Source organism: Acinetobacter sp. UBA5984 (genome assembly GCF_002429925.1).
Lineage (GTDB): Bacteria > Pseudomonadota > Gammaproteobacteria > Pseudomonadales > Moraxellaceae > Acinetobacter > Acinetobacter variabilis.
Map to the genome: position 1 here is coordinate 1 of NZ_DJBE01000010.1, position 4,143 is coordinate 4,143.

Sequence of the window (4,143 nt, forward strand, 5' to 3'; positions counted from 1 at the left end):
AGAGGGTTTATGAAAGTCTGGTAGATCGGGATGGGGTGCTGGTGTTTGGGGAGTTGTAGGCGCTCTGGTTAACGGGGTTATGGGGAAAGGGTTCGCGGAGATGCGGACTCTTTTTTGTGTGCCAGGTAGGGAAAAATTAACTGCCGTTGTCTGATAATCCAGGATGCGGGAAAAAACGCGTCAGGGATTTTAATGGGTACATGAGGATAAGCGGGCAGGGAGTCGGAGCACGTGAAATGCCTGGGATGATGTTCATGTTTGCAGTTCTGGCCGCCGGGGCGATCAGGATGAATGGGGTGCGCAGACGCGGGCAATCAGGGCGGCAACGAAGGCTACTGTGTGTCGGTAAAATTGGAAGCCGAAAAAGCGAAATTCCCGAGGTTTAGCAATTCAAAAATGTATCGGGATTTTCAAAAGGTTGGGTTTGATATGCGGGGGTAGCCTGAGAATAATTATGAGGGGCCGCTTTGTGCCAGAAGCGGACATTGTTCTGCTCTCCGCAAAGCATCACATAGGAAATGTCTATTATCGTTTCACTATCGTCAATTTTTTCGATGATCGATAAATGAACTGGAATCAAGTGTTTAAATCGCCTAGCCATATGCTTCTCACGTTAAGTTAAGCCGGATTTTCCGTTCCAGTAGCTCCATAAATTTGGCTAACTAAATATAGGGAGGACGGAATGGATTATAATCCAGTGTTCAAAAATTTACGGCGAAGCGCATTGTAAATCAGGGATTTAATTTGGGGGCGAGAGAAACAGGAAAGTATCTCTTTCATTGCCCCTCTATCCGTTAAAACATCCGTCACGAACTGTATAGTATAGCTTTTGACACCTGTAAGAATTTATCCAAGCCTTACTGGCAGTTTTTTACTGATATTCTTTTCATGATTTTTGTAATCTATATGAGCTGTAACTTACTGCGAGCATGATTTACACTCTTCAAAGCCAAATTTTTCTAAAAAAGCAACCTCAAAGGATTTCTCAGAAAGATTGTTTTTTTTACAGTTATATTCAAAAATTGACTCTATAAGAGCTGGTTTTATTATTGTTAACCACTCAATAAGTTCTGGTGGGTCATCGCTTTTGCATTTGGATTTTGCTTTATACATTCCATTTTTAATAGATTCCTTATTTTTATTTAAAAAATCAATGCATGACGATATTTTTTTTGATATGGAAATAACCATCTCATCCAGAGATAATGCAGAAAATTCCTGGATGCCACTATTATCAAAATCGATTTTTGATGGCGGATTTATTAACATGAATTGAGCCGATAGTTTGGTGATAAATCTTTGTTCATCGCTTTGTGCTAAATGTCTATTTTCGAATGCAAATTTTTGTGCTTTTATAACTTCGCTCTCTCCTCTATCTTTAATTTCAGGTGGTATCAAAAAGTTCTTAAAATTGCTTTTTAAATACTCACAATTTCTATTTGTATGAAATTTTGGTTTCGAGTTTGCATTGAATAGGTATGTATCGTTAAATTGCCGGTAGTTTGTTGATGGTTGCAGTTTGTTTTTTTCAATAAACTCAGAGAATTTTGCTGTATAGAATAAAAAGCGTATTTCAGGGTCGCTAAATAATTCTCTTATGTTATCTATGTTAGCAACGTTAATATTTTCACCAAGAGTATTTATTAGCGCGTCAATTGAGTAAACAGCTGCACTGGATGACTGGTAGATGATTTTTTTTAATGAACTTTTTGTAATGTATGCAATTTTCACTTTTCATTTCCTGTTGAATATATCATGTCATTTTTGCATAGTAATTCTATGAATGAGTTTTCATGCCTTTCTTTCGGTGTGTCATTAATGACCTTTTCTGCCAAGGCAATAATTTCAATGTCTTTCTCTGTTGAAATGATTTCATAGAGAAATTTAGATATGTCACGCGTAAGCATTGATGATTTTGCTTCAAGATTTATCTTACTTAAAGCCTCTAACATTGCTGATATTTTTGCTGGAACTCTAACTGAGATAATTTCATAGCAATCATTAGAATTGCTTGCTTTATTATTATCTAACATTTAATTAAATCCTTTCTTTAATTTTTTCAAGAAGAGTATTATGCTCATCGCTGTGTCTTAGAGTCTCAACCTCATCACTAATTCTTGGGTCGCTTACATCTTGCTCTGATAATTTATAGTAATTATATCTATAGTTTATTTCTTGTTTAATTTCATCTCTAACTATTTCATATAACCAGCTTTCTTCGAGATCGTTACGGCCCTCGACTATCTCTTGTGGAGACAGATAATCAGCTACTCTAGCTATTAATACCTTGCTGTCAAACTCAGCTGAATTTTCATGTGCTTTTTCTAGTGCTAGTTCTTTTAACATGTCAGTAATGATATTACTTCTTGATGTATTGAACTTGCTGGCAATCGCATCAATTAATTCGAGATCTGCTTTATGCACTTTTAAATTTATTTTGTAGTTATTCTGCTTGATGAAAATCTTCTTTTCGCTTGTCTGGTTTAATAGTTTATCAGTATTTATTCTTAACATTTTATTTACCGTAATGAAAAAATGATGTAATGAGTGAATTTCTATCAATAACTAAGCTAATGCCTTTTTTTTCTTTTATCTTAATAAGTTTTTTCTTTATTTCCTCTGTTGCTTTTAAAGCCATGGAAATCGTTTTTTCGTCGAGTATCAGCCTTTCTCCGTTATCGCTATCACAACCAAGTGAAAGCGCCATTTGTAGAATTTCTAGAGATATGTTTCGTTGGGACATTCTTTTTGATAAATGACACGATATTTTCATTGAGCATCTCCGAATCCGATACAAACAATATTAGTACAAATTGTACTAAGTGGGAAGGTTTTTTTTGATTATTTGTTATATTATTGAATTTTATGGATTTAATTTATGATGACTTATGCCGTCACTCGATAAAATGATTCTTTTATGAAGGCGGAGTTTAAGACTTTACTGTGCATAATTTCTTATACTGAGCCTTAGGGAATGTTCTGAGCCGCAGTGACTGGTTTTTGCATGATCCGCTCGCTGTTGATTGACTAAAGGTGATGTTTGGATGGCTAGAAAAATGTCGTACGTCCGCTTCTCGCTCATAGAAGACCTTAGTTCTGCCCGTCAAGTGCAGTGAGTAGATTTTGCGAGCGTATGGATATACTAATCACCCAAAAGCTCTTAAGTAGACCTACAAACATTGCCTGTCGCTTGGGTTGAGCATAAAATACCCATTAAATTTTATGTGGGTATTTGTATGGAATACGTGGCTTTTGGTGATGAGAGTGGTACGACAGGGAGTGACCGCTGTTATGGTATTGGTTTGCTTTGTGTGCGTAAAGACACGTTGCACATCTTCAATGAGCGCGTCCAGAAATTAAAAGATAAGTACGGGATTGTCGGTGAGTTAAAGTGGTCCAAGATCAAGAACAGTGCAGGGCAGGCAAACATCTGCATTGAGTTGCTGGCTATGGTGCTCAAGAACTCGTGCTGCTTCCACTCGATTGTTGTAGTTAAGAATATTTACAACAACTGGCAGACGGACAGGGAGTTGGCTTTTTACCAGACATATACAATGCTCGTTAAGAACGTTGCTAAACAAATTAAGAGTAACGTTGAGGTGATCATCGACCAGAAGATTGATAAGTACAAAAAGAACGATGAAGTGACAGGTATTGTTGCTAACAATATGCTGGCTAGGGCAGGGATGAAGAAGCTGGTTAAGTCTGTGACGATGCACGACTCTAAGCATCATCTTGGATTACAGGTTGTCGACATTCTGACCGGAGCTGTGAACTCTGGCTACTTAAAGTACCTTAATCCTCGGCTGGAACTATCAGTAGCTAAGGAGCTTGCTTTTGAACGTATGGCTGCTTTGCTTGGGTGGGATCTATTCCATTACGATACATTCCCGAATAAGGATTTTAATATCTGGCATTTTCCGCAAGAGATACGAGCTATGCCGGGTTCAAAGAGTATTCGACCTGATTACAGCGTTCCATTGGTTAAACGGGAAGAGCTGTCCTAACCTTGATTTCAAAAATTGATTGTTTATGAATAGGCCGACCAGATTTAAAGGATAGGTATCAATTGTTACTGTAGTGGTGCACTAAATTTGTGACACTCGAACAAAGATGTAAATGTCCGCTCCTCGCTCTTAGCTG

At 37.5% G+C, this 4,143-nt stretch carries 5 protein-coding genes; 1 reads left to right on the plus strand and 4 read right to left on the minus strand.

Going from position 1 to position 4,143, the window contains the following annotated elements:
- Positions 1–918: 918 nt before the first annotated feature.
- The 4 genes from B3J29_RS01925 to B3J29_RS01940 are packed head-to-tail and all read right to left on the minus strand — an operon-like array spanning position 919 to position 2,743.
- The gene (locus tag B3J29_RS01925) at positions 919–1,731 is read right to left on the minus strand and encodes a hypothetical protein (protein WP_200142765.1); all 813 of its coding nucleotides are present in this window, start codon (positions 1,729–1,731) and stop codon (positions 919–921) included.
- On the minus strand, positions 1,728–2,033 hold the full coding sequence (locus tag B3J29_RS01930; RefSeq protein ID WP_200142766.1) for a hypothetical protein: 306 nt from the start codon (positions 2,031–2,033) through the stop codon (positions 1,728–1,730). Before B3J29_RS01930 ends, B3J29_RS01925 begins: the two co-directional genes overlap by 4 nt.
- Before the next feature lie 4 nt (positions 2,034–2,037).
- Positions 2,038–2,514 carry a hypothetical protein gene (locus B3J29_RS01935; protein ID WP_200142767.1) on the minus strand — a complete coding sequence of 159 codons (477 nt, stop codon included), beginning with the start codon at positions 2,512–2,514 and terminating at the stop codon, positions 2,038–2,040.
- 1 nt (position 2,515) lies between these two features.
- Entirely contained in the window at positions 2,516–2,743 is a 228-nt protein-coding gene (locus tag B3J29_RS01940; RefSeq protein WP_286964249.1) for a hypothetical protein, read from the minus strand.
- A 493-nt stretch (positions 2,744–3,236) separates the two neighbouring features.
- Here B3J29_RS01940 and B3J29_RS01945 point away from each other — a divergent pair, with 493 nt between their 5' ends.
- Positions 3,237–4,007 (plus strand): DUF3800 domain-containing protein, encoded by a 771-nt coding sequence (locus B3J29_RS01945; protein ID WP_200142769.1) that lies wholly within the window; start codon positions 3,237–3,239, stop codon positions 4,005–4,007.
- Positions 4,008–4,143 lie beyond the last annotated feature (136 nt).

Coding starts and splice junctions, on each gene's coding strand:
- B3J29_RS01945 (WP_200142769.1), top strand. CDS start 3,237: ATGGAATACGTGGCTTTTGGTGATGAGAGTGGTACGACAGGGAGTGAC.
- B3J29_RS01935 (WP_200142767.1), bottom strand. CDS start 2,514: ATGTTAAGAATAAATACTGATAAACTATTAAACCAGACAAGCGAAAAG.
- B3J29_RS01940 (WP_286964249.1), bottom strand. CDS start 2,743: ATGTCCCAACGAAACATATCTCTAGAAATTCTACAAATGGCGCTTTCA.
- B3J29_RS01930 (WP_200142766.1), bottom strand. CDS start 2,033: ATGTTAGATAATAATAAAGCAAGCAATTCTAATGATTGCTATGAAATT.